The organism is Pontimicrobium sp. MEBiC06410 (assembly GCF_053601615.1).
In genome coordinates, this window is record NZ_JBSHNT010000106.1 from 1 (window position 1) to 231 (window position 231).

A 231-nucleotide genomic window follows, 5' to 3' on the forward strand; every position below is an offset into this window, starting at 1 on the left:
ACGACAACAACCGTGACCATTCCAGCAGGAAGCACGAGTGTCGATGTAGTGATTCCAATCACGGATGATGCCATAGATGAAGCCGATGAAACCTTTACCGTCGATGGCACAGTAACCAGCGGAAACACAGCAAACACGGACCCAAGCGGAACAGTAACGATCACCGATAACGACAATGCGCCAACAGTAACAATAGCTGACGCAACAGTCAACGAAGGCGCTGGCACAGTA

The 231-nt window shown here is 50.6% G+C and carries 1 protein-coding gene; it reads left to right on the forward strand.

Annotated elements, in window-relative coordinates; translation table 11 throughout:
* The coding region (locus ACVC08_RS00690) for a hypothetical protein (RefSeq protein WP_452600586.1) at positions 1 to 231 on the forward strand (231 nt) is incomplete at both ends.